This window comes from Pseudomonas chlororaphis, assembly GCF_001921865.1.
Classification (GTDB): domain Bacteria; phylum Pseudomonadota; class Gammaproteobacteria; order Pseudomonadales; family Pseudomonadaceae; genus Aquipseudomonas; species Aquipseudomonas chlororaphis_D.
In genome coordinates, this window is sequence record NZ_MSCT01000004.1 from 110,914 (window position 1) to 135,070 (window position 24,157).

Annotated in this window: 16 protein-coding genes and 2 tRNA genes; 14 read left to right on the forward strand and 4 right to left on the reverse strand. The window is 63.2% G+C overall.

The window, feature by feature from the left end; genetic code table 11:
* Positions 1 to 2 precede the first annotated feature (2 nt).
* Together BTN82_RS02445 and BTN82_RS02450 are read left to right on the forward strand one after the other, a co-directional pair.
* Positions 3 to 1,295, forward strand: coding sequence for an adenylosuccinate synthase (locus tag BTN82_RS02445; RefSeq protein WP_075117598.1), 1,293 nt, complete (start codon positions 3 to 5; stop codon positions 1,293 to 1,295).
* A gap of 138 nt (positions 1,296 to 1,433) precedes the next feature.
* Entirely contained in the window at positions 1,434 to 3,368 is a 1,935-nt protein-coding gene (locus BTN82_RS02450) for a methyl-accepting chemotaxis protein (protein ID WP_075117599.1), read from the forward strand.
* Between the two features lie 64 nt (positions 3,369 to 3,432).
* Here the strand turns inward: BTN82_RS02450 and BTN82_RS02455 are convergent, their stop codons facing one another.
* The 4 genes from BTN82_RS02455 to BTN82_RS02470 all read right to left on the reverse strand — a co-directional run bounded on the left by BTN82_RS02455 (position 3,433) and on the right by BTN82_RS02470 (position 6,569).
* Positions 3,433 to 4,998, reverse strand: coding sequence for an ABC transporter permease (locus BTN82_RS02455; protein ID WP_075117600.1), 1,566 nt, complete (start codon positions 4,996 to 4,998; stop codon positions 3,433 to 3,435).
* On the reverse strand, positions 4,998 to 6,023 hold the full coding sequence (locus BTN82_RS02460) for an extracellular solute-binding protein (RefSeq protein ID WP_075117601.1): 1,026 nt from the start codon (positions 6,021 to 6,023) through the stop codon (positions 4,998 to 5,000). The genes BTN82_RS02455 and BTN82_RS02460 overlap by 1 nt, the downstream gene beginning before the upstream one ends.
* 206 nt (positions 6,024 to 6,229) lie before the next feature.
* Positions 6,230 to 6,316: transfer RNA gene (locus BTN82_RS02465), tRNA-Leu, on the reverse strand.
* Positions 6,317 to 6,482: 166 nt separating this feature from the next.
* A tRNA-Leu gene (locus BTN82_RS02470) sits at positions 6,483 to 6,569 on the reverse strand.
* 225 nt (positions 6,570 to 6,794) lie between these two features.
* Between BTN82_RS02470 and rnr the strand changes: the two genes are divergently transcribed.
* The 12 genes from rnr to BTN82_RS02530 all read left to right on the forward strand — a co-directional run bounded on the left by rnr (position 6,795) and on the right by BTN82_RS02530 (position 24,077).
* On the forward strand, positions 6,795 to 9,404 hold the full coding sequence (gene rnr / locus BTN82_RS02475; protein ID WP_075117602.1) for a ribonuclease R: 2,610 nt from the start codon (positions 6,795 to 6,797) through the stop codon (positions 9,402 to 9,404).
* Entirely contained in the window at positions 9,401 to 10,168 is a 768-nt protein-coding gene (rlmB, locus tag BTN82_RS02480) for a 23S rRNA (guanosine(2251)-2'-O)-methyltransferase RlmB (protein ID WP_075117603.1), read from the forward strand. Before rnr ends, rlmB begins: the two co-directional genes overlap by 4 nt.
* Positions 10,169 to 10,393: 225 nt before the next feature.
* Positions 10,394 to 10,819, forward strand: coding sequence for a 30S ribosomal protein S6 (gene rpsF, locus BTN82_RS02485; protein ID WP_075117604.1), 426 nt, complete (start codon positions 10,394 to 10,396; stop codon positions 10,817 to 10,819).
* A 28-nt stretch (positions 10,820 to 10,847) separates the two neighbouring features.
* Complete coding sequence (rpsR, locus tag BTN82_RS02490) at positions 10,848 to 11,078, forward strand: 30S ribosomal protein S18 (protein WP_002551829.1); 231 nt, start codon at positions 10,848 to 10,850, stop codon at positions 11,076 to 11,078.
* Positions 11,079 to 11,114: 36 nt separating this feature from the next.
* Positions 11,115 to 12,008, forward strand: a complete 894-nt coding sequence (locus BTN82_RS02495; RefSeq protein ID WP_075117605.1) for a hypothetical protein — start codon at positions 11,115 to 11,117, stop codon at positions 12,006 to 12,008.
* A gap of 19 nt (positions 12,009 to 12,027) precedes the next feature.
* Entirely contained in the window at positions 12,028 to 12,474 is a 447-nt protein-coding gene (rplI, locus tag BTN82_RS02500; RefSeq protein WP_075117606.1) for a 50S ribosomal protein L9, read from the forward strand.
* A 122-nt stretch (positions 12,475 to 12,596) separates the two neighbouring features.
* Entirely contained in the window at positions 12,597 to 13,994 is a 1,398-nt protein-coding gene (gene dnaB, locus BTN82_RS02505; RefSeq protein WP_075117690.1) for a replicative DNA helicase, read from the forward strand.
* 225 nt (positions 13,995 to 14,219) lie between these two features.
* Positions 14,220 to 16,520 (forward strand): YgiQ family radical SAM protein, encoded by a 2,301-nt coding sequence (locus BTN82_RS02510; protein ID WP_075117607.1) that lies wholly within the window; start codon positions 14,220 to 14,222, stop codon positions 16,518 to 16,520.
* 111 nt (positions 16,521 to 16,631) lie between these two features.
* Positions 16,632 to 17,150 carry a hypothetical protein gene (locus BTN82_RS02515; protein WP_075117608.1) on the forward strand — a complete coding sequence of 173 codons (519 nt, stop codon included), beginning with the start codon at positions 16,632 to 16,634 and terminating at the stop codon, positions 17,148 to 17,150.
* A 172-nt stretch (positions 17,151 to 17,322) separates the two neighbouring features.
* The gene (locus BTN82_RS02520; RefSeq protein WP_075117609.1) at positions 17,323 to 20,598 is read left to right on the forward strand and encodes a DUF2126 domain-containing protein; all 3,276 of its coding nucleotides are present in this window, start codon (positions 17,323 to 17,325) and stop codon (positions 20,596 to 20,598) included.
* Between the two features lie 87 nt (positions 20,599 to 20,685).
* Positions 20,686 to 23,172, forward strand: coding sequence for a circularly permuted type 2 ATP-grasp protein (locus tag BTN82_RS02525; protein ID WP_075117610.1), 2,487 nt, complete (start codon positions 20,686 to 20,688; stop codon positions 23,170 to 23,172).
* Positions 23,172 to 24,077 carry a transglutaminase N-terminal domain-containing protein gene (locus tag BTN82_RS02530; RefSeq protein WP_075117611.1) on the forward strand — a complete coding sequence of 302 codons (906 nt, stop codon included), beginning with the start codon at positions 23,172 to 23,174 and terminating at the stop codon, positions 24,075 to 24,077. Before BTN82_RS02525 ends, BTN82_RS02530 begins: the two co-directional genes overlap by 1 nt.
* Positions 24,078 to 24,157 lie beyond the last annotated feature (80 nt).

Here is a 24,157-nt window from a genome sequence, read left to right on the forward strand (position 1 = left end):
TTATGGGTAAGAATGTCGTAGTCCTGGGCACCCAGTGGGGTGATGAGGGCAAAGGCAAGATCGTTGATCTGCTGACCGAACATGCTGCCGCCGTAGTGCGCTACCAAGGTGGCCACAACGCTGGCCACACCCTGGTGATCGACGGCGAGAAAACCGTCTTGCACCTGATCCCTTCGGGTGTGCTGCGCGAAGGCGTTCAGTGCCTGATCGGCAACGGCGTGGTGGTAGCACCGGATGCCTTGATGCGTGAAATCGTCAAGCTGGAAGAGAAAGGCGTGCCGGTGCGCGAGCGCCTGCGTATCAGCCCGTCCTGCCCGCTGATCCTGTCCTACCACGTAGCACTGGACCAAGCCCGTGAAAAGGCCCGCGGCGAACAGAAGATCGGTACCACCGGCCGCGGCATCGGCCCGGCGTACGAAGACAAGGTCGCCCGTCGTGGCCTGCGTATCGGCGACCTGTTCCACCGCGAGCGTTTCGCCGCCAAGCTGGGTGAGTTGCTGGACTACCACAACTTCGTCCTGGTCAATTACTACAAAGAGCCGGCCATCGACTTCCAGAAGACCCTGGACGAGTGCATGGAATACGCCGAGCTGCTCAAGCCGATGATGCTGGACGTGACCGCCGAGCTGCACCAGCTGCGCCGCGCGGGCAAGGACATCATGTTCGAAGGCGCCCAGGGCTCGCTGCTGGACATCGACCACGGTACCTATCCGTACGTCACCAGCTCCAACACCACCGCCGGTGGCATCGCTACTGGTTCGGGCGTTGGTCCGATGTACCTGGACTACATCCTGGGCATCACCAAGGCCTACACCACTCGCGTGGGTTCGGGCCCGTTCCCGACTGAGCTGTTCGACGACATCGGCGCCTTCCTGGCCAAGCGTGGCCATGAGTTCGGTGCGACCACTGGCCGTGCCCGTCGTTGCGGCTGGTTCGACGCCGTCATCCTGCGTCGCGCCATCGACGTCAACAGCATCTCGGGCCTGTGCCTGACCAAGCTGGACGTGCTGGACGGCCTGGAAACCATCAACATCTGCGTGGGCTACAAGAATCAGGATGGTGCGGTCATCGACGCGCCGACCGACGCCGACAGCTACATCGGCCTGGAGCCGGTGTACGAGCAGATGCCAGGCTGGAGCGAGTCGACCCTGGGTGCCAAGACCCTGGAAGAGTTGCCAGCTGCCGCTCGTGCCTACATCAAGCGTATCGAAGAGCTGGTCGGCGCGCCGATCGACATTATTTCGACAGGCCCGGATCGCAACGAGACCATCGTTCTGCGTCACCCGTTTGCTTGATAAGTCGTTGATGTAAAAAACAAAGGCCCCTCCATAGGGGCCTTTGTCGTTTCTGTCTGCCTGGCGGCACGACCCTTGCTGTGATTTCTGCTTCCTGAGTGCCATCAATTTAATGGCGTCAAAGTAGAGGGATTTCCTGTGTCGGCCGTTCTCTCACTGTTACAAAGCCGTTTATTGCGGCCTGTGTTCGTTACCCTTGGTATCGCCCTTTTGGTGCAGGTGCTGGTTGCCGTTGCCCTGACACGGAGCACCGTGACGGCGCTGGAGGCCGATCTTGCCGCTCGTCTGGGCGCCGACAGCCAGAAGCTGTCCGGCGAGCTGGAGCAGGCGGCTCGCGAAGTCACTTCGAGCCTGGAAAGCCTGTCCAGCAGTACCCGGCAGCGCCTGACCGAGGGGTTGTCATCGCGGCTCAAGGAAGAGCAGGTGCAATTGCGTGCGACGCTGGAAAAGGATCTCAAGGATTCGGCCAACGATATGGCCCAACTGCTCGCTTCGGTCGCACCGCGCGCTATGTGGGACAGCGATGTTCCGACCCTCTCCGAGTTCGCTCGGCGCGCGCAGCGTAATCCCAATGTGCTGTTCGTGGTGTACGACGACGCAGCGGGCGAGCATCTGACCCGCTATCTGAACCGGGAAAACCCGATCAACAAGGCGCTGCTGGAAAAGGGCAAGGGCGATCGCGCCCTGGACAAAGTGCTGGACGCAGCCAAGAACGATCCTTCGGTCTATTACCTGGAGGCCTCGATCAGCCCTAACGGTGTGGAAATCGGCAAGGTGTTGATGGGGGTTTCCACGGCGTCGGTCGAGGCCGACGTAGCGGCCCTGGACAAGCGCTTTGGCGCCTTGATCGCCAGCAGTGATCAGTTGGTCGGCGATAGCCTCAAGGGGGCTTCGGCGGACAGTTCGGCGGCCATGCGCGCGCGCTTGCAGTCAGCGCAGACCACCGCCTCGGACATGCAAGCGAACACCGCGGGCACTGTACAGGACGCCGCGGCTACCCTGCGCTGGCGGATCGGTATGGGGCTGGCGTTGGTCGGTTGCGGGGTCTTGCTGTTGCTGGCGGTGGTGCTGGGGCGGCGGGTGGTGAGCAAGCTGCACCTACTGATCGCGGCGCTCAACGATTTGGCGGCGGGTGAGGGGGACCTGACCAAGCGCGTGCCGTTGAGTAGCAATGACGAGATCGGCGATATGGCGTCGGCAGTCAATCGCTTTGTGGATAAGTTGCAGCCGATCGTGCGTGAGGCGGGCGATGTGGCGCAGCGTACCGGCGTCGAAATTGGCGCGATGAGCTTGCGTAATGCCGGGGCGGACGCCGCAGCCGAAGCCCAGCGTGACGAGGTGGCGGAGAGTCTGCGAGCCTTGTCGCAAATGGCCGATGAGGCGCAGGCGGAAAGCCAGGCGATGCAGTCGGCTTTGCAACAGGTGGTGGAGATCCGCCAGGCGACCGACGAAAACACCCGGACCTCGGCCCAGGTGGGCGGCTTGATCGAGGCGCTGGCGGGGCAGGTCGACACGGGGGCCAGGGTCATCGAGCGGCTGGCGCAGCAGAGCGAGCAGATCGAGGTGGTGTTGACAGTGATCCACGGCATTGCCGAGCAGACCAATCTGCTGGCCTTGAACGCGGCCATCGAGGCGGCGCGGGCCGGGGAAACCGGTCGCGGTTTCGCGGTGGTGGCGGACGAGGTCAGGGCGCTGGCCAGCAAGACGCAGAGCTCTACTGGAGATATCCAGGCGCATATCGGTGCCCTGCAACAAGGTGCGCGCGAGGCGGTTGCGGCGATTGGGCAGGCCGGACGGCAGGCCAGCGAAGGTTTGCTGGTGCTGCGCGACAGTGCTCGGTTGCAGCAGTCGGTGCAGTCGTCGGTGGAGCAGGTGCATGCGGCGATCGGCCTGGCGACCCAGGCGGCGGCTCATCAGGCCCAGGGTGCGCAGGCGGTGCGGGGGCGGGTCGAAACGATCCATGCCCAGGCTGAGCGGGCGGCTCAGGCCGTGGTGGAGACCACGGCCAGCGGCAAGGTGCTGGATAACCTGGCGGCGCAACTCAAGGCCAGCCTGGGCCAGTTCCGGGCTTGAAGGTCCACATCGCGAGCCAGTCCGCTCCTGCATGGTGGGGGGGGGCTGGCTTGCGATAGCGTCCTCAGCGGCTCAGGTACATCCGCGTCGTCAACAGATAGACCGGTAACCCCGACACCAGAATCAGCAGCGCCGCATAGGGCGCAGCGGCTGCGAACTCGACATTCGCGGTGTGCGCCCAGACTTCCGTTGCCAGCGTGGTCAGCCCGGTCGGGCTGAGCAGTAGGGTGGCTGTCAGCTCTTTCATGGCATCCAGAAAGACCAGGGCAAAAGCAGCGCCCAGCGCAGGGAAGATGATCGGCAGGGTCACTCGGCAGAACGCCGTAAACGAGGAGGCGCCCAGGGTGCGGGCGGCTTCCTCGAGTTGCGGCGCGGCCTTGTTCAGCGCCGTGCGGATCGGAGCCTGCGCCAAGGGCAGGAACAGCAGCGCGTAGGCGACCAGCAGCAACGCGGAGGTTTGGTACAGGGCCGGTACGTAATGCAAGGCAAAGAACACCAGCGTCAGCGCGATCACCAGGCCTGGCAGGGCATGCAGTAGATAAGGCAGGCGCTCGGCCCAGAGCGCCAGGCGGCCTTTATAGCGCACCACCAGCAGCCCGACCGGGACCGCCAGAACCAGGCACAGCGCTGCGCCGCCCAGTGACAGTGCCAGGGAGGAGAACAGCGCCTCGCCAATGGCGGCCACCGGGAACGCGGCCGACGAACCGACCGCCAGCCAGTAAGCCAGCATGCCCAGCGGAATGCCGCTGCCGATCAGCGCCAGCAGCGCGCAATACAACTGTCCGCCAATGGCCCATTGGCCCAGGCGCACCTGTTCGGCATGCCGGGCTGCGCCTTGGCCGATGCGTACATGGCGGCCTTTGCCGCGAACCCGCAGTTCCAACCACAACAAGGCCAGGCAAAGTACCAGCAGTACGGCGGAGAGCATGGCCGCATTGGCGTTGCTGAACTCCAGTTCGAACTGTTGATAGATCGCCGTGGTGAAGGTTTGCAGGCCGATGATCGACAGCGCGCCGAACTCCACCAGCATGTGCAGGGCGATCAATAGCGAGCCGGCCAGCAGCGATGGCCAGAGTAGGGGCAGGGTGATCTTGAAGAACACACCCCAGCGGTTCTGTCCGAGGGTGCGGGCCGACTCTTCCAGGGCAGGGTCGAGATTGCGTAAGGTGGCCGCGACAGGCAGGAACACCAGCGGATACTTGGACAGGCTCATGACCAGGATCGCTCCGCCCAGGCCTTCGAAGCTGGCGCTGAGGGAAACCCAGGTGAAGCTGCTGACGAAAGCGGGTACGGCAAAAGGCAGGCACAGGATCACGCCCCAGAGGCGCCGCCCCGGCAAATCGCTACGTTCCAGCAGCCAGGCCAGGGACAGGCCGACGATGGCGCAGGTGGCTGTCACGCCGATGAGCAGCAGCAGGGTGTTGCGCAGCAGGCCGAATACATAGGGTCGCCACAACAGATGCAGGGCTTCGGCCCAGCCGGCCTGCCAGGCCTTGATGCCGACATAGAGCAAGGGCAGCAGGCTGAGTCCGACCAGTAGCAGGACCGGGAGCAGCAGCCAGATCGATGGCCTCTTGCGCCTGGGTATGTGGCGCGCGGGCGAGGCCGGGGCGGGCAGCGATGTGCTCATCAGTTCAAGCCGACTTCACGTTCCAGCTCCAGGGCCTCTTCGGCATTGCCAAGGTCGGCCGGAGTGACTTTCGGTGCCTCTAGTTCGTTGAACGGCTTGAGGCCGCGATCCGATTCCAGGCCTTTGCGCAGTGGATATTCAGCAGTGGTCTGGGTGATCACGCGCTGTCCTTCCTCGCTGACCATGTAGGCCAGAAATTGCTGGGCTTCCTTGGGGTGCTTGCTGGATTTGAGTACGGCCGCGCTGGAGACAGTGATCAGTCCGCCGGCATCGCCACCGGTGAAATAGTGCAGCTTCGAGTCCAGTTGGCCTTTCTCGCGTTGCAGGGCGAACCAGTAATAGTTGTTCACCAGTACGGTGGCGACTTCGCCGTTTTCCACCGCCTTCAAGGCCACCATGTTATTGCTGTAAGTCTTGCCGAAGGCGCGCAGGCCCGTCAGCCATTCTTCGGCGGCGTCCATTCCATGCAGTTTGATGATGGCTACAGCCTGTTCCTGAAAGGCGCCGCTGGTGGGAACGAAGCCGACCTTGCCTTGCCATTGCGGCTGGGAAAACTCCATCACGGACGCAGGCAGATCTTTTTCGTCGATCAGCTTTGGATTGAAAGCCACCACGCGAACGCGAGCGGTGATGCCGATCCAGGTGCCGTTCCCGGCAACGTAATCCTTGGGCAGTACTTCAAGAGTCGTTGCGTCGGCTTTGGCCAGCAGGCCTTGTTCGCCGAGTTTATTCAGAGGCGGCGACTCTTCGGTATAGATCACGTCGGCGGGCGAGCGCTCGCCTTCTTCCACGACCTGGCTGGCAAGCTGGTTGCTGCTGCCTTTGCGCACGTTGACGTGAATGCCGGTCTTGGCTTCGAAAGCCTTGGCGATGGCATCGCCGACTTCCTTGTGCTGACCGTTGTAGAGCGTCAGGGAAACCGGGTCGGCGGCTTGGGTGAGTGGAGATGCCAGGGCCAGGCCCAGCAAAGTGATAGTCAAGCCACGCAGAAGGGATGTTGGAAGGGTGGTGTTTCTAAACATCATTCGCAGGGTTCCTCACTGTTGTGCCGCAAAAACTTGTAACAATCATAAACGATATTGTTTCTCATGTGCCTTTTGGGGAGGAGCAGGGACTTGAGCGGGCTTGAGGTCGAGGAGGTGGGAGGTGGGATTCTTGAGTCCCGGAAACGCAAAAACCCGCTTTCGCGGGTTTTTGTGAAGTTTCACAGCAATGCCATGAAGCTTGAATATGGTGCCCAGAAGAAGACTCGAACTTCCACGGCCTTGCGGCCACCAGCACCTGAAGCTGGCGTGTCTACCAATTTCACCATCTGGGCAATATCAGCAGCGTTGCCGCTGTCGATGGGGCGAACTATACGGAGCGTCTTTGGATCTGTAAAGCCCTGTTTTGACTTAGATTTAATAAATCAAACACTTAGAATGCAAAAACCCGCTTTCGCGGGTTTTTGTTAAGCTTCACGGCAGCGCTGTGAAGCTTGAATATGGTGCCCAGAAGAAGACTCGAACTTCCACGGCCTTGCGGCCACCAGCACCTGAAGCTGGCGTGTCTACCAATTTCACCATCTGGGCAATATCGAGATGCGTCTGCGTCGTCGATGGCGCGCACTATACGGACCACCTTTTGAGCTGTAAACCCCTGATCTTGAAAATAATGGAAAAAAATCGCCGACGGCTTCTGACAGATGCTTCCGGTGCTTCTAAAGGACTTTTCAGAGCCTGTCTGAGCCTGAAATTTCCCGTTTCAATACGCGTATGCCAAACTAACCCGCATATAGACAAGGTGAAATTTATCTAATGGCCGATTGGCAGTCCCTCGACCCCGAGGCCGCTCGTGAAGCGGAAAAATACGAAAACCCTATCCCTAGCCGCGAACTGATCCTTCAGCACCTTGCTGACCGGGGTTCGCCTGCTAATCGCGAGCAGCTGGTCGAAGAGTTTGGTCTGACCACCGAAGACCAGATCGAAGCCCTGCGTCGCCGCCTGCGCGCCATGGAGCGCGATGCTCAACTGATCTACACCCGCCGCGGCACTTATGCACCGGTGGACAAGCTCGACCTGATCCTCGGCCGCATCAGCGGGCATCGCGACGGCTTTGGCTTCCTGGTTCCCGATGATGGCAGCGACGATCTGTTCATGAGCCCGGCGCAGATGCGCCTGGTGTTTGACGGCGACCGTGCGTTGGCCCGGGTTTCCGGCCTGGATCGCCGTGGTCGTCGTGAGGGCGTGATTGTCGAAGTGGTGTCCCGTGCTCACGAGAGCATCGTCGGTCGTTATTTCGAAGAGGGCGGCATTGGTTTTGTGGTGGCCGACAACCCGAAGATCCAGCAGGAAGTGCTGGTGACTCCGGGGCGTAACGCCGGTGCCAAGATCGGTCAGTTCGTCGAGGTGAAGATCACCCACTGGCCGACTCCGCGCTTCCAGCCGCAAGGCGACGTGGTCGAGGTCGTGGGCAACTACATGGCCCCGGGCATGGAAATCGACGTTGCCTTGCGCACCTACGATATTCCTCATGTCTGGCCTGAGGCGGTATTGAAGGAAGCCGGCAAGCTCAAGCCGGAAGTCGAAGAGAAGGACAAGGAAAAGCGCATCGACCTGCGCGACTTGCCGTTCGTCACCATCGACGGTGAAGACGCTCGCGACTTCGATGACGCGGTCTACTGCGAAGCCAAGCCTGGCAAGCTGCGCCTGTTCAGCGGCGGCTGGAAGCTGTATGTGGCGATTGCCGACGTTTCCAGTTACGTGAAGATCGGCTCGGCGCTGGATGCCGAAGCCCAGGTGCGCGGCAACTCGGTGTACTTCCCCGAGCGCGTGGTGCCGATGCTGCCGGAGCAGTTGTCCAACGGCCTGTGCTCGTTGAATCCAAAAGTCGATCGTCTGGCCATGGTCTGTGAGATGACCATCTCCAAAACCGGCGAGATGACTGACTATCAGTTCTACGAAGCGGTGATCCACTCCAAGGCGCGCCTGACCTATAACAAGGTCAGCACCATCCTCGAACAGCCGAAAACCAGCGACGCCAAGCAGCTACGTAGTGAGTACGCCGACGTTGTGCCGCATCTCAAGCAGCTGTATGCGCTGTACAAGGTGTTGCTCGGTGCTCGTCATACCCGCGGTGCGATCGATTTCGAGACCCAGGAAACCCGGATCATCTTCGGTTCCGAGCGCAAGATCGCCGAAATTCGGCCGACCACCCGCAACGATGCCCATAAGTTGATCGAGGAATGCATGCTGGCGGCCAACGTGGCCACCGCCGAATTCCTCAAGAAGCACGAAATACCTGCGCTTTATCGCGTTCACGACGGCCCGCCGCCGGAGCGTCTGGAAAAGCTGCGTGCCTTCCTCGGCGAACTCGGCCTGTCCCTGCATAAAGGCAAGGATGGCCCGACGCCGAAGGACTACCAGGCCTTGCTGGAAACCATCAAGGATCGTCCGGATTACCACCTGATCCAGACTGTCATGCTGCGTTCGTTGAGCCAGGCGGTGTACAGCGCTGACAATCAGGGCCACTTCGGCCTGAACTACGAAGCCTATACCCACTTCACCTCGCCGATCCGTCGTTACCCGGACTTGCTGACGCACCGGGCGATTCGCAGTGTCATCCATTCCAAGCAGAACACGCCTCACGTGCGTCGTGCGGGTGCGATGACCATTCCTAAGGCGCGTATCTATCCGTATGACGAGGCGGCCCTCGAGCAGCTTGGCGAGCAGTGCTCGATGAGCGAGCGTCGTGCCGACGAAGCGACCCGCGACGTGGTGAACTGGCTCAAGTGCGAGTTCATGAAAGATCGCGTCGGCGAATCGTTCCCGGGCGTGATCACCGCGGTGACCGGTTTTGGCCTGTTCGTCGAGCTGACCGATATCTATGTCGAAGGTCTGGTGCATGTCACGGCGCTGCCGGGCGACTACTACCACTTCGACCCAGTGCATCACCGTCTGGCGGGTGAGCGCACCGGTCGCAGCTTCCGCCTGGGTGACAGCGTGGAGGTTCGGGTCATGCGCGTCGATCTGGACGAGCGCAAGATCGACTTCGAGATGGCGGAAAAAACCATCAGCGCACCGATCGGTCGCAAGAAGCGCGGTGCGGTCGACGCTCCACCAGCCAAGGCTGCTGCCGAGCCGGCTCCGGCCAAGGCTGGGCGCCGTACTTCGGCCAAGGAAAAACCGGCCGAGGCTTATCGTTCCAGCGATGCGGCGGCAAAAAACGCCGAAGTGCGCAAAAGTCGGGAAATGAAGAAGGCGTTGCTGGCGGAAGCCAAGAGCGGCGGTAAGGCGGCGCCCGGGGGCAAATCCGGAAAGCCCGCGGCCACCGGCAAGCCGAGCAAACATCGTAAAGGTCCGCCAAAAGCGGGCGCAGGTCCTGCGTCGAAAAGCGGCGGGGCGCGTAAACCCAAGGCCAAGTCATGAGTCAGTTGGAAAAGATCTACGGCGTGCACGCTGTAGAGGCATTGCTGCGTCACCATCCCAAGCGCGTGAAGCAGGTCTGGCTGGCCGAAGGCCGCAGTGATCCGCGGGTGCAGGTGCTGGTGGAGCTGGCTGGACAGAACCGCGTAGCCGTCGGTCAGGCCGAGCGGCGCGAAATGGATGCCTGGGTCGAAGGCGTTCACCAGGGGGTCGTGGCTGAAGTAAGCCCGAGCCAGGTCTGGGGCGAGGCGATGCTCGACGAGTTGCTCGACCGCACCGAGGGCGCGCCGCTGCTCCTGGTGCTGGACGGCGTGACCGATCCGCATAACCTCGGCGCTTGCCTGCGCACCGCCGATGCGGCGGGAGCGCTGGCGGTGCTGGTGCCAAAGGACAAGTCCGCGACCCTGACCCCGACCGTGCGCAAGGTGGCGTGCGGCGCTGCGGAAGTGATTCCTCTGGTGGCTGTGACCAACCTGGCGCGTACCCTGGAAAAACTCCAGCAACGCGGCTTGTGGATCGTCGGTACCGCCGGCGAAGCCGAGCAGGAACTGTACGACCAGGACCTGACTGGGCCGACCATCCTGATCATGGGCGCTGAAGGCAAGGGCATGCGTCGCTTGACGCGCGAGCATTGCGATTTCCTGGTGCGGCTGCCAATGGCGGGTAGCGTCAGCAGTCTCAACGTGTCCGTGGCGACCGGCGTGTGCCTGTTCGAGGCCACGCGTCAGCGGGCGGCCAAGGCCAAGGCTGGTATCAAGAAGGCCTGATTTTGTAGGAGCGAGCTTGCTCGCTCCTACAGGTTTGCGGGTGTTGTGCCCGATTGTTCAAATAATCACCAATTGCCTTGCGTCGCTGTTTCCCCTTCTCTACAATTGCGCCCCTTGCCGTTGCGGCAGGCGCATATGTGCCTATCTCTGGCAAGACACACCAGTGTCATTCACTCCTTGTCTGACCGCTTTTGAGCGGCAGGCTACAACCCGTAAGGAGCATTCATGCGTCATTACGAAATCATCTTTCTGGTCCACCCTGACCAGAGCGAGCAAGTCGGCGGCATGGTTGAGCGTTACACCAAGCTGATCGAAGAAGACGGCGGCAAAATCCACCGTCTGGAAGACTGGGGCCGTCGTCAACTGGCCTACGCAATCAACAATGTTCACAAGGCTCACTACGTGATGCTGAACGTTGAGTGCACTGGCAAAGCCCTGGCTGAGCTGGAAGACAACTTCCGTTACAACGATGCAGTGATCCGTAACCTGGTCATCCGTCGCGAAGAAGCCGTTACCGGCCAATCCGAGATGCTCAAGGCTGAAGAAAACCGCAGTGAGCGCCGTGAGCGTCGCGACCGTCCTGAGCACTCCGACAGCGCCGATGGCGTTGATGGTGATGACAGCGACGCCAGCGATAACGCTGACGAGTAATCCACGGACCTTTTGAGGAGCCAATTACATGGCACGTTTCTTCCGTCGTCGTAAATTCTGCCGCTTCACCGCTGAAGACGTGAAGGAGATCGATTACAAAGATCTCAACACTCTGAAAGCCTACGTATCCGAGACCGGCAAAATCGTTCCAAGCCGCATCACCGGTACCAAAGCTCGTTATCAGCGTCAGCTGGCCACCGCTATCAAGCGCGCCCGCTTCCTGGCCCTGCTGGCCTACACCGACAGCCACGGCCGCTGAGACCGGGTCGTCGACAAGTAGTAAGGGATTGAATGCATGCGCGCCTTAGCTGAGTTCATCATGCGCGGTCGTATGCAGGCCACTCTGGTAGTGGCCGGATGTGCGGCATTGCCGTTGCTGTATTGGTTGGGTGCTGCCGCGGGGAGCCTGGTGCTCCTGCGGCGCGGTTTGAGCGACGCCCTTGGCGTGCTTGTCCTGGGATTGCTGCCGGCTTTGTTCTGGTGGCTGTATTCCGCAGATCCACGCGCACTCATGGTGCTGCTCGGGTCTTCGGGCCTTGCGTTGGTTTTGCGCGCAAGCGAATCCTGGAACCGTGTGCTGCTGGTCAGCATAGCGCTGGGCCTGGTGTTTGCTGGAGTGCTGGGTGTGGCTTACCGCCCCCAGATCGAGATGCTCTCGCAGGAGTTGGTAAAAATCCTGCCGCTGGCCCTCGGTGATCTCTACCAGCAGTTGTCGGTTGAAGAGCGGGCTCGTCTCGCCTCACTGATCGCACCGGTCCTGACCGGCCTGATAGCGGCCTTGTTGCAGATCGTCAGTGTGCTGAGCCTGATTGTCGGGCGCTACTGGCAGGCGTTGTTGTACAACCCGGGTGGTTTTGGGCGCGAGTTTCGCGCCATCAGACTCCCGCTGGGACTGGCGATGTTGCTGCTGGCCTGCATGCTGCTGGGACCGAACTTCGGTCCGCAGATGGCAATGCTGACGCCGTTGTGCAGCGTACCGCTGGTGTTCGCCGGGCTGGCCCTGATTCACGGGCTGGTGGCGCAAGGGCGACTGGCCAGGTTCTGGCTGGTGGGGTTGTACGTAACGCTGTTGCTGTTCATGCAGCTGATCTATCCGTTGCTCGTGGTGTTAGCCATTGTCGACAGCCTGATTGATTTTCGCGGTCGTTTTGCGCCGAAAGACGCAGATAGCGCGAACGGTGAAGGTTAAAAGTTAAGAGGATTTTCACATGCAACTGATCCTTCTGGAAAAAGTCGCCAACCTGGGCAACCTGGGCGACAAAGTGAACGTTAAGGCTGGTTACGGCCGTAACTACCTGCTGCCTTACGGCAAAGCTACCGCTGCGACCGCTGCCAACCTGGCCGCGTTCGAAGAGCGTCGCGCTGAGCTGGAAAAACTGGCTGCAGACCGCAAGGCTTCGGCTGAAAGCCGCGCTGCCCAACTGGCTGAGCTGGAAGTGACTATCACTGCCACCGCTGGTGACGAAGGCAAGCTGTTCGGTTCGATCGGCACCCACGACATCGCTGACGCACTGACCGCCTCCGGCGTTGAAGTGCAGAAGAGCGAAGTTCGTCTGCCGAACGGCACCATCCGCAACGTAGGCGAATTCGACGTAGCCGTGCACCTGCACGCCGAAGTTGAAGCCACCGTACGCGTTGTCGTGGTAGCAGCTTAAGCAGCACTTGTCGGCTGGCACCCTCGGGTGCTTGCCGGTAACATCGGGCACGATCCTGTTCACAGGTCGTGCCCTTTGTCTTTCTGCCGATCCTGATTTTCACCCTCGAATTCCAAGTGGCCATGAACGATATCTCCGCTCCCGAGCAATACGATCTGCAAACCGCCGCCCTGAAGGTGCCGCCGCACTCCATCGAGGCCGAACAGGCCGTGCTCGGTGGTCTGATGCTGGACAACAACGCCTGGGAACGCGTGTTGGATCAAGTATCCGACGGCGATTTCTATCGACATGACCACCGTTTGATCTTCCGCGCGATCGCCAAGCTGGCCGATCAGAACATGCCGATCGACGTCGTGACCCTGTCCGAGCAACTGGACAAGGAAGGCCAGACGTCCCAGGTCGGCGGCCTGGGTTACCTCGGCGAGTTGGCGAAGAACACGCCGTCGGTGGCCAACATCAAGGCCTATGCGCAGATCGTCCGTCAGCGCGCCACCTTGCGTCAGTTGATCGGCATCAGTACCGAGATCGCCGACAGTGCCTTCAACCCCGAAGGCCGCACCGCCGAAGAGATCCTCGACGAAGCCGAGCGGCAGATCTTCCAGATCGCCGAGGCTCGTCCGAAGACCGGCGGTCCGGTCGGGGTGAACGACCTGCTGACCAAGGCCATCGACCGTATCGATACCCTGTTCAACACCGATAATGCGATCACCGGCCTGTCCACCGGCTACACCGACCTCGACGAGAAGACCAGCGGCTTGCAACCGGCCGACTTGATCATCGTCGCCGGCCGTCCGTCGATGGGTAAGACCACCTTTGCGATGAACCTGGTGGAAAACGCCGTGCTGCGCAGCGACAAGGCGGTGCTGGTGTACTCCCTCGAGATGCCAGGCGAATCGCTGATCATGCGTATGCTGTCGTCCCTGGGGCGGATCGACCAGACCAAGGTCCGTTCCGGCCAGCTGGAAGACGACGACTGGCCGCGCCTGACCTCGGCGGTCAACCTGCTCAACGATCGCAAGCTGTTCATCGACGACACCGCCGGCATCAGCCCGTCGGAAATGCGCGCGCGGACCCGGCGCCTGGTGCGCGAGCACGGCGATATCGGGTTGATCATGATCGACTACCTGCAGCTGATGCAGATTCCCGGCTCCAGCGGCGACAACCGGACCAACGAGATTTCCGAGATCTCCCGTTCCCTCAAGGCCCTGGCCAAGGAATTCAACTGCCCGGTGGTGGCGTTGTCCCAGCTCAACCGTTCCCTGGAACAGCGCCCGAACAAGCGCCCGGTGAACTCTGACTTGCGGGAATCCGGAGCGATCGAGCAGGACGCCGACGTGATCATGTTCGTGTACCGGGACGAGGTGTATCACCCCGAGACCGAGCACAAGGGCATCGCCGAAATCATCATCGGCAAGCAGCGGAACGGCCCCATCGGCTTTATCCGCCTGGCGTTCATCGGCAAGTACACCCGTTTCGAGAACCTCGCGCCGGGCAGCTACAACTTCGACGACGACGAATAACAGCCGTCGGACCTGATACGACCTCATCGCGAGCAAGCTCGCTCCTGCAAGAGCGGTGTTGCACTCTGTAGGAGCAGCCGGTCGACGCTCGATTGCTCGCGATGAAGGCGCCGCCGATTTCCGACCATAGTCGTCGGAATTGGTCATTTTTTGTGCTATATTCCGCGCCCGCGAATTTCTCTGTAAATAAACGCGCCCCTCTCTACACCTATACCGGTCATCGACATGCAAGCAGCCAAGCCGTTATTTGACTATCCCAAGTACTGGGCCGAATGTTTCGGGCCAGCACCTTTCCTGCCGATGAGCAGGGAGGAGATGGATCAGCTCGGCTGGGATTCCTGCGACATCATCATCGTCACCGGCGATGCCTACGTCGATCACCCGTCGTTCGGCATGGCGATCATCGGCCGGCTGCTGGAGGCCCAGGGTTTCCGTGTCGGGATCATCGCCCAGCCGAACTGGCAGTCCAAAGACGACTTCATGAAGCTCGGCGAGCCGAACCTGTTCTTCGGCGTCGCGGCCGGCAACATGGACTCGATGATCAACCGCTACACCGCGGACAAGAAGATCCGTTCCGACGACGCCTACACCCCTGGCGGCCTGGCCGGCAAGCGTCCGGATCGCGCCAGCCTGGTGTACAGCCAGCGCTGCAAGGAAGCCTACAAGAACGTGCCGATCGTCCTCGGCGGCATCGAAGCGTCCCTGCGCCGCATCGCCCACTACGACTACTGGCAGGACCGGGTGCGCAACTCGATCCTGATCGACGCCAGCGCCGACATCCTGCTCTACGGCAACGCCGAGCGGGCGATCGTCGAAGTTGCCCAGCGCCTGTCCTACGGGCACAAGATCGAAGACATCACCGATGTGCGCGGTACCGCGTTCATTCGCCGCGATACACCGCAGGGCTGGTATGAAGTCGACTCCACGCGGATCGACCGTCCGGGCAAGATCGACAAGATCATCAACCCGTACGTGAACACCCAGGACACCCAGGCTTGTGCCATCGAGCAGGAAAAGGGCCCGGTGGACGATCCCCAGGAAGCCAAGGTGGTGCAGATCCTGGCCAGCCCGCGCATGACCCGGGACAAGACCGTGATACGCCTGCCGTCCATGGAAAAGGTGCGCAACGATCCGGTGCTCTACGCCCACGCCAACCGCGTGCTGCACCTGGAGACCAACCCGGGCAACGCCCGTGCGCTGGTGCAGAAGCATGGCGAGATCGACGTCTGGTTCAACCCGCCGCCCATCCCGATGACCACCGAAGAGATGGACTACGTGTTCGGCATGCCATATCAGCGCATCCCGCACCCGGTGTACGGCAAGGAGAAAATCCCGGCCTACGACATGATCCGTTTCTCGGTGAATATCATGCGCGGCTGCTTCGGTGGCTGTACCTTCTGCTCGATCACCGAACACGAAGGGCGGATCATCCAGAACCGTTCCGAAGAATCGATCATTCGCGAGATCGAAGAAATTCGTGACAAGGTCCCCGGTTTTACCGGCGTCATTTCCGACCTTGGCGGCCCGACCGCGAACATGTACCGCATCGCCTGCAAGAGCCCGGAAATCGAATCCGCGTGCCGCAAGCCGTCGTGCGTGTTCCCCGGCATCTGTCCGAACCTGAATACCGACCATTCGTCCCTGATCCAGCTGTACCGCAGTGCCCGTGCCCTGCCAGGGGTGAAGAAGATCCTCATCGCTTCCGGCCTGCGCTACGACCTCGCGGTCGAGTCGCCGGAATACGTCAAGGAGCTGGTGACCCACCACGTCGGCGGCTACCTGAAGATTGCCCCGGAGCACACCGAGGAAGGCCCGCTCAACCAGATGATGAAACCGGGCATCGGGACCTACGACCGGTTCAAGCGGATGTTCGAGAAGTACTCCAAGGAAGCAGGCAAGGAGCAGTACCTGATTCCGTACTTCATCGCCGCGCACCCGGGCACCACCGACGAAGACATGATGAACCTGGCCCTGTGGCTCAAGGGCAACGGTTTCCGCGCCGACCAGGTGCAGGCGTTCTATCCGTCGCCGATGGCCTCGGCCACCGCCATGTACCACTCGGGCAAGAACCCGCTGCGCAAGGTCACCTACAAGAGCGACGGCGTGACCATCGTCAAGAGCGAGGAGCAGCGCCGCCTGCACAAGGCGTTCCTGCGCTATCACGATCCCAAAGGCTGGCCGATGCTGCGTGAGGCCCTGTTGCGCATGGGCCGCGGCGACCTGATCGGGCCGGGCAAGAACCAGCTGATTCCGTTGAACCAGCCGTCCACCGACAGCTACCAGAGCGCCCGGCGCAAGAACTCGACGCCGGCCGGCAGCCACAAGGTGGCCAAGGACACCACCCGGATTCTCACCCAGCACACCGGCCTGCCACCGCGCGGCAGCGACGGCAGCAACCCGTGGGACAAACGCGAACAGGCCAAGGCCGCCGCGATGGCCCGCAACAAGCAGGCCGCCAAGGAGCGTACCGATGCAGCCAAGGGCAAAGGCAAGAAGCCAGCCCGCAAACCGGTCGTGCCGCGCTAAGGCCATTGCCCGAAAAAGCCGACGCCAACCCCAGGGTTGGCGTTGTGCATTGTGGCGGCGGGGTTTGCTAAGGTGCATGCCAGGATTGGCCCCGACTCAAGGAAGAAGTGCGTGTCGCGTCGCAGGAAAACCCAGCAGCACCAGCAGCTCGAAGAACAGCTGCTGCGCCTCAAGACCGCCGAATGGCTTGCCTGGCAACCCTATGTATGGCGTTTCGGCACGATCCACATCGCCGTGATGATGCTCGCGGTCTTCAGCCTTTCGCTGACGGCGGCGCAGGTGCCGGCGCTGTATTTCCCCCATGACTTCCAGGTCGCCAACTACGCCGCGATGAGCATGCTGGGTGCCGGCCTGCTGCTGAGCCTGTGTTTCCTGCTGGTGATCCGCGGATACCCGCGCGGGGCCTGGGCGTTGTTTGGCGCACTGGTGTTCTGCCTGGCGTGTGCGGTGCTGGCACTGCTGGACTCCCGCCAACGGCTGTTTCCGGCCGTTGTCCTGTGCCTGCCCCTGGGCGGCCTCTACCTGATGAGCACCCGGCGCTATCAGCGCGGGCTCAAGGTGCTGCAAGTGGCGGCGCGCAAACGCCGGCGCCTGCGGCAGCTGGAAACCGGCTTGAAACGGCGGCGCTGAACCCGGTTACATCCTGTCGCCACATTTATGTGCAAGCCTGCGCACGCCGGGGCGAGCGTCGCTCGTTTTTGGTGCTGTACTGCCAGCAGCGGTTCGGCAAAGTGCCGGGGCGGGAGCCCTGGCATAAGTCTTGCGCGCTTTCAGCTACGTTCAGGCCCGCAGGAGGCACGCCGTGTCGATCCATGTCGCATTGCACCATGTCACGCACTACCGCTACGACCGCGCGGTCGAACTCGGCCCGCAGATCGTGCGCCTGCGCCCGGCGGCCCATAGCCGCACGCGGATTCTTTCCTACGCGCTGAAGGTCCAGCCCGAGCAGCATTTCATCAACTGGCAGCAAGACCCCCAGGGCAACTACCTGGCGCGCCTGGTGTTCCCGGAAAAGACCGACGAATTGCGGATCGAGGTCGATCTGCTGGCGGAGATGGCGGTCTTCAACCCATTCGACTTCTTCCTCGAACCCTATGCGGAGCAGATTCCCTTCGCCTATGCCGCCGACGAGCAGCGCGAGCTGGCGCCTTATCTGGAAACCCTGCCGCTGACGCCGACATTCAAGGCCTACCTCGACGGTATCGACCGTACCCCGATGCCCGCGGTGGATTTCCTGGTGGGGCTGAACCAGCGCCTGAGCGAAGACATCGGTTACCTGATCCGCCTGGAGCCGGGCGTGCAGACGCCGGAACAGACCCTGGGCAAGGCGTCCGGCTCGTGCCGCGACTCCGCCTGGCTGCTGGTGCAACTGCTGCGCAACCTGGGGCTGGCCGCGCGCTTCGTTTCCGGCTACCTGATTCAGCTGACCGCCGACGTCAAGGCCCTCGACGGTCCGTCCGGCACCGAGGTCGACTTCACCGACCTGCATGCCTGGTGCGAGGTGTACCTGCCGGGCGCCGGCTGGATCGGCCTGGACGCCACGTCCGGGCTGTTCGCCGGCGAAGGCCATATTCCTCTGGCCTGTAGCCCCGATCCGTCCTCGGCGGCGCCGATCAGCGGCGTGGTCGAGCCTTGCGACTGCGAGTTCAGCCACGAGATGTCCGTGGAGCGGGTCTGGGAAGCGCCGAGGGTCACCAAGCCCTACACCGAGGAGCAATGGCTGGCGATCCAGGCCCTGGGCCGGCAGATCGATGCCGACCTGCTGGCCGGCGACGTGCGCCTGACCATGGGCGGCGAGCCGACCTTCGTGTCTATCGACGACCCGGACGGCGCCGAATGGAACACCGCTGCCCTGGGGCCGGACAAGCGCCGGCTGTCCGCCGAGCTGTTCCGGCGCATGCGCAACCACTACGCGCCCAAGGGCCTGGTGCATTTCGGCCAGGGCAAGTGGTACCCGGGCGAGCAGTTGCCGCGCTGGTCGCTGAACTGCTATTGGCGCCGCGACGGCGTGCCGATCTGGCACAACGCTGCGCTGATCGCCGACGAACAGGAGGACTACGGCGCCGACAGCGAGCTGGCCGGGCGTTTCCTGGCCAGCGTCGCGCAGCGCCTGAAGCTGCCGCCGCGCTTCGTGTTCCCGGCCTACGAAGACAACTTCTACTACCTGTGGCGCGAGGGCGCCCTGCCGCAGAACGTCACGGCCGAGGACTCGCGGCTGGCCGACGAGCTGGAGCGAGCGCGCTTGCGCAAGGTCTTCAGCCAGGGCCTGGACAAGGTCATCGGCCAGGTGCTGCCGCTGGCCCGTACCGCCAGGGGCGACCAGTGGCAGAGCGGCCGTTGGTACCTGCGCGACAGCCATTGCCGGCTGATTCCGGGGGATTCGCCCCTGGGGTATCGCCTGCCGTTGGCCTCCCAGCCCTGGGTGACCGCGGCGGAATACCCCTACGTACACCCCACTGATCCGAACCAGGACCTGCCGGAGCTGCCGGACAGCGCCCGGTTGAACAGCCATGGCGCAGCGGCCGAAGCCGACGAGCGGGTGCCCCAGGTCGACCAGTCCGCCGACTGGCTGACCCGTACCGCGTTCTGCGCCGAGGCGCGGGGCGGGCGCTTGTACCTGTTCATGCCGCCCCTGGAGCGCCTGGAAGATTACCTGGAGCTGGTCAGCGCCATTGAAGCCAGCGCCGAAGCGCTGCATTGTCCGGTGTTGCTGGAGGGCTACGAGCCGCCCAGCGATCCGCGCCTGAGCAACTTCCGCGTCACCCCGGACCCGGGCGTGATCGAGGTCAACGTGCAGCCGTCCGCCAGTTGGGACGAGCTGGTGGAGCGCACCGAGTTTCTCTACGAAGAGGCCCGGCAAACTCGCCTGACTACCGAAAAATTCATGATCGACGGGCGCCACACCGGAACCGGCGGCGGCAACCATTTCGTGCTGGGCGGCGCCACGCCGGCGGATTCGCCGTTCCTGCGCCGCCCCGACCTGCTGCGCAGCCTGATCAGCTATTGGCACAACCACCCGTCGTTGTCCTATCTGTTCTCCGGGCTGTTTATCGGCCCGACCTCCCAGGCGCCGCGGATCGACGAAGCGCGCAACGATGCGCTGTACGAACTGGAAATCGCCTTCGCGCAGATGCCCGCGCCGGACGAGGAATGCCCGCCGTGGCTGATCGATCGTTTATTGCGCAACCTGTTGATCGACGTGACCGGCAACACCCACCGCGCCGAGTTCTGCATCGACAAGCTGTACTCGCCGGACGGCGCCACCGGGCGCCTCGGTTTGCTGGAGCTGCGGGCCTTTGAAATGCCGCCCCATGCGCGCATGAGCCTGACCCAGCAACTGCTGCTGCGGGCCCTGGTGGCGCGTTTCTGGAAAGAACCCTATGCGCCGGCCAGGCTGGCGCGCTGGGGCACCGAGCTGCACGACCGCTTCCTGCTGCCGCATTTCATCGAGCAGGATTTCGCCGATGTCATCGTCGAGCTCAACGCCGCCGGTTACCCGCTGCGGGCCGAGTGGTTCGCCGCGCACCTGGAATTTCGCTTCCCCAAGGTCGGCGATTACGCGGTGGGCGGGGTCGAGCTGGAACTGCGCCAGGCGCTGGAACCCTGGCATGTGCTGGGGGAGGAGGGTTCCGGCAGCGGCACGGTGCGTTACGTCGACTCGTCGCTGGAGCGCCTGCAGGTCAAGCTCAGCGGGCTGGCGCCACAGCGCTACCTGCTGACCTGCAACGGTGTCGCGGTGCCGTTGCAGCCCACCGGGCGGGTCGGCGAGTTCGTCGCCGGGGTGCGCTACCGGGCCTGGCAACCCTTCAACTGCCTGCAGCCGACCATTCCCGTGCACGCCCCCCTGGTGTTCGACCTGCTCGACACCTGGATGCAGCGTTCCCTGGGCGGCTGCCAATACCATGTGGCCCACCCCGGCGGGCGCAACTACGACAGCCTGCCGGTGAATGCCAACGAGGCCGAAAGCCGGCGCATGGCGCGCTTCTTCCGCCTTGGGCACAGCCCCGGCACCCTGGCGGTGCCGAGCTTGACGATCAACGACGAGTTGCCGATGACACTCGATTTGCGACGTTTCTAAAGCAGACGCGACGCCCGGAGGTTTCGCATATCCGGGTGTCATGTGTCTGCGTTAATCTGATCGACCTTGCCGTCTGCCGAGCTTTCCATGCCTGACCCGCTTGACCATTACCCGCTGACGGCGGGTACCTATCACGAACTGCTCGACGCCAGCGGCGCGGTGCGCCCGCACTGGCGGCGGCTGTTCGACCAGTTGCAGCGCAGCGCCCCGGCGCAGTTGATGCAGCGCCAGGCCCTGTTGGCCCGGCAGATTCAGGAAAACGGCGTCACCTACAACGTCTATGCCGACCCCAAGGGCGCCGACCGCCCGTGGGAGCTCGACTTGCTGCCCCACGTGCTGGCCGCCGACGAGTGGCAGCAGCTGTCGGCCGGGATCGCCCAGCGCGCGCGTTTGCTCAACGCGGTATTGGCCGACCTGTATGGCCCCCAGCGGTTGATCAGCGAAGGGTTGCTGCCGGCCGAGCTGGTCTTCGGCCATAACAACTTTCTGTGGCCCTGCCAGGGTATCGCGCCGCCGGATGGCGCCTTCCTGCACCTGTATGCGGTGGATCTGGCGCGCACCCCGGACGGGCGCTGGTGGGTCACCGCCGACCGGACCCAGGCGCCGTCGGGGGCCGGTTACGCCCTGGAAAACCGCATGATCGTGTCGCGGGCCTTTCCGGAGCTGTACCGCGACTTGCAGGTGCAGCATCTGGCCGGGTTCTTCCGCACCCTGCAGGAAACCCTGGCTCGCCAGGCGCCGCGGGACGACGAAGCGCCGCTGATCGTGCTGCTGACGCCGGGGCGCTTCAACGAGAGCTATTTCGAGCACCTGTACCTGGCGCGCCAGCTCGGTTATCCGCTGGTGGAGGGCAACGACCTGACCGTGCGCGATGCCACGGTCTACCTCAAGACCCTGAGCGGCCTGCGGCGGGTCCACGCGATCATGCGCCGGCTCGACGACGACTTCTGCGACCCGCTGGAACTGCGTACCGACTCGGCCCTCGGCGTGCCGGGGCTGCTGGAGGCGGTTCGGCGCGGCCGGGTGCTGGTGGCCAACGCCCTGGGCAGCGGCGTGCTGGAGTCGCCGGGGCTGCTGGGGTTCTTGCCGAAGATCAGCCAGCACCTGTTCGGCGAAGAGCTGATCCTGCCGTCCATCGCCACCTGGTGGTGCGGCGAGGCGCCGGTGCTGGCCCAGGCCCTGGAAAAACTGCCGGAACTGCTGATCAAGCCGGCCTTTCCGTCCCAGAGTTTTGCCCCGGTGTTCGGCCGCGACCTGGACGAGAAAGAGCGCCAGGCCCTGGCCGAGCGGATGCGGGCGCGGCCTTACGCCTATGTCGCCCAGGAGTTGGCCCAGCTGTCCCAGGCACCGGTCTGGCAGGCCGAGGACGGGCAGTTGCAGCCTCGGGCCATCGGCATGCGGGTCTACGCGGTGGCCAGCCGCAACGGTTATCGCGTGCTGCCGGGAGGCCTGACCCGGGTGGCCGCCGAGGCCGATGCCGAAGTGGTCTCGATGCAGCGCGGCGGCGCCAGCAAGGACACCTGGGTGTTGGGCGAGCGTTCTCCCAGCGGTGAACAGTGGCAAGGCCAGCGGACCATCGGCGTGCGCGATCTGGTGCGGCGCGATCCGTACCTGCCGTCGCGGGTGGTGGAAAACCTGTTCTGGTTCGGCCGTTACTGCGAGCGCTGCGACGGCAGCGCGCGGCTGCTGCGCATCATGCTGGCGCGTTATGTCGACGGCGATAACCCGCAGGCCTTGCAGGCGGCGGTCGGCCTCGGCAAAAGCCTGATGCTGCTGCCCGACGAAGGCGAATTGCCCGAGCGCCTGCTGGCGGCTCTGCTCGGGGACGACTGGTCGTTCAGCCTGCGCTCCAACTTGCAGCGGTTGCAGTGGGCGGCGTCCCAGGTGCGCGGCAAGCTCTCGCGGGAGAACTGGCAGGCGCTGGTGGAGTTGCAGCGCGAAGCGCTGGCGCTGGAAGCCCGCGAGCCGGACTTTGGCGAACTGCTGGATTTCCTCAACCGCCTGGTGATGTCCCTGGCGGCGCTGTCGGGTTTTGCCCTGGACGACATGACCCGCGACGAGGGCTGGCGCTTCCTGATGATCGGCCGGCGCCTCGAACGTTTGCAGTTCCTCAGCAGCAGCCTGGCGGCCTTCCTGCGCGACCCTAGCGCATTCGACCAGGCTGGCCTGGAGTGGCTGCTGGAGCTGGGCAACAGCAGCATCACCTACCGTTCGCGCTACCTGGCGGTGGCGCAATTGATCCCGGTGCTCGACCTGTTGCTGCTCGACGAGCAGAACCCCCACGCGGTGCTGTTCCAGTTGAAGCTGGTGACCCGGACCCTCAATCGCCTGCACGACGACTTCGGCGTGCCGCGCGAGTCCGGCTTGCCCAAACTGGTGGGGCGCCTGGGGCGTTTCGACCTGGGGTGTCTGGAAAACCCGCTGTTCGGCGAGTCCGGCGTGCGCGCGGCACTCGAAGGCCTGGCCGACCTGCTGCAGGAAATTGCCGATGCCAGCGGGCAGGTTTCCGATCGCCTGGCGCTGCGGCATTTCGCCCATGTCGACGATGTCAGCCAACAAACGGTGTCCGTCTGATGAGCGCCCACTACCAGATTTTTCACGATACCCATTACCACTACGACAGCCCGGTTTCCCTGGCCCAGCAACTGGCGCACCTGTGGCCCCGCGCCTGCACCTGGCAGCAGTGCAGCCGCCAGGAGCTGCTGATCAGCCCGGAGCCCACCACCCGCCGCGACGAGCTGGATGTGTTCGGCAACCCGCTGACCCGGCTGGCGTTCGAGCGGCCGCACGACGAGCTGCTGGTCAACGCGCAACTGACGGTGGAGGTGCTGGCGAGGCCAACGTTGGACTTCGCCTTGTCGCTGCCCTGGGACGCCACCCGCAGCGCATTGACCTACAGCAGCCAGCCGCTGTCCGCGCCCGTGATGGAGGCGTGCCGTTACCGTTTCGAGTCGCCTTACGTGCACTTGAAGAAAAGCTTCGTCGAGTTCTCCGAAAGCTGTTTTCCCGCCGGCCGGCCGCTGTTGCTCGGCGTCCAGGCGTTGATGGAAAAGATTTTCAGCGAGTTCACCTTCGACGCCGAAGCCACCCAGGTGGCGACGCCGCTGGTGGAGGTGCTGGAGCGTCGGCGCGGGGTCTGCCAGGACTTTGCCCACCTGATGCTGGCATGTGTGCGCTCCCGCGGGCTGGCGGCGCGGTATGTCAGCGGTTACCTGCTGACCCAGCCGCCGCCGGGGCAGCCTCGGTTGATCGGCGCCGACGCTTCCCACGCCTGGGTCTCGGTGTTCTGCCCGGTGCTCGGCTGGGTGGATTTCGACCCGACCAACAACGTGCAGCCGGCGCTGGAGCACATCACCCTGGCCTGGGGCCGGGACTTTTCCGATGTGTCGCCGTTGCGCGGGGTGATTCTCGGCGGCGGCAGCCACGACCCGGAAGTGCGGGTCACCGTGATGCCCTTGGGCGAAAACATTTCCCTGTAGCCGCTGCCGCAGGCTGCGTCCGGGCGCGTAGCGGCCGGGCTTTTAAGGCCACAGGAAGGTGCTTCGAACCTTATCGCCGC

Excerpts from the sequence above, each read along its gene's own strand:
- BTN82_RS02510 (WP_075117607.1), top strand. The coding sequence starts at position 14,220 with ATGCAAGCAGCCAAGCCGTTATTTGACTATCCCAAGTACTGGGCCGAA.
- BTN82_RS02530 (WP_075117611.1), top strand. The coding sequence starts at position 23,172 with ATGAGCGCCCACTACCAGATTTTTCACGATACCCATTACCACTACGAC.
- BTN82_RS02460 (WP_075117601.1), bottom strand. The coding sequence starts at position 6,023 with ATGATGTTTAGAAACACCACCCTTCCAACATCCCTTCTGCGTGGCTTG.
- dnaB (WP_075117690.1), top strand. The coding sequence starts at position 12,597 with ATGAACGATATCTCCGCTCCCGAGCAATACGATCTGCAAACCGCCGCC.
- rnr (WP_075117602.1), top strand. The coding sequence starts at position 6,795 with ATGGCCGATTGGCAGTCCCTCGACCCCGAGGCCGCTCGTGAAGCGGAA.
- BTN82_RS02495 (WP_075117605.1), top strand. The coding sequence starts at position 11,115 with ATGCGCGCCTTAGCTGAGTTCATCATGCGCGGTCGTATGCAGGCCACT.
- rlmB (WP_075117603.1), top strand. The coding sequence starts at position 9,401 with ATGAGTCAGTTGGAAAAGATCTACGGCGTGCACGCTGTAGAGGCATTG.
- BTN82_RS02525 (WP_075117610.1), top strand. The coding sequence starts at position 20,686 with ATGCCTGACCCGCTTGACCATTACCCGCTGACGGCGGGTACCTATCAC.
- rpsR (WP_002551829.1), top strand. The coding sequence starts at position 10,848 with ATGGCACGTTTCTTCCGTCGTCGTAAATTCTGCCGCTTCACCGCTGAA.
- BTN82_RS02445 (WP_075117598.1), top strand. The coding sequence starts at position 3 with ATGGGTAAGAATGTCGTAGTCCTGGGCACCCAGTGGGGTGATGAGGGC.
- BTN82_RS02455 (WP_075117600.1), bottom strand. The coding sequence starts at position 4,998 with ATGAGCACATCGCTGCCCGCCCCGGCCTCGCCCGCGCGCCACATACCC.
- rplI (WP_075117606.1), top strand. The coding sequence starts at position 12,028 with ATGCAACTGATCCTTCTGGAAAAAGTCGCCAACCTGGGCAACCTGGGC.
- rpsF (WP_075117604.1), top strand. The coding sequence starts at position 10,394 with ATGCGTCATTACGAAATCATCTTTCTGGTCCACCCTGACCAGAGCGAG.